This window comes from Pseudomonas sp. 32_A (genome assembly GCF_017490905.1).
Classification (GTDB): domain Bacteria; phylum Pseudomonadota; class Gammaproteobacteria; order Pseudomonadales; family Pseudomonadaceae; genus Aquipseudomonas; species Aquipseudomonas inefficax.
This window is the reverse complement of record NZ_JAFGYI010000393.1, coordinates 1-431: the sequence shown is the minus strand read 5'-3', so window position 1 is coordinate 431 and position 431 is coordinate 1. Positions and strand designations below refer to the sequence as shown.

1 pseudogene is annotated in these 431 nt (G+C 62.9%); it reads left to right on the top strand.

The features are described from left to right. Positions 1 to 431: pseudogene (locus J5M58_RS27200) on the top strand (type II secretion system protein GspD); the annotation flags it as partial.

Below are 431 nucleotides of genomic sequence, written 5' to 3'. Positions count from 1 at the left end.
GGACAATGAGGAGGCGAAGATCGTGGTCGGCCAGAACGTGCCGATTCCGACGGGCTCGTACTCGAACCTGACGAGCGGCACGACCGCCAACGCGTTCAACACATACGACCGGCGCGATGTCGGCCTGACGCTGCACGTGAAGCCGCAAATCACCGAGGGCGGCATTCTGAAGCTGCAGCTGTACACGGAAGATTCCGCGGTGGTGCCCGGCACGAACACGACGTCGGCCAATTCGCCCGGGCCGACGTTCACGAAGCGCTCGATCCAGTCGACGGTGCTGGCGGACAACGGCGAGATCATCGTGCTCGGCGGGTTGATGCAGGATAACTACCAGGTATCGAATACGAAGGTGCCGCTCCTCGGCGACATTCCGTGGATCGGCCAGCTGTTCCGCTCCGAGGGCAAGACGCGCCAGAAGACGAACCTGATGG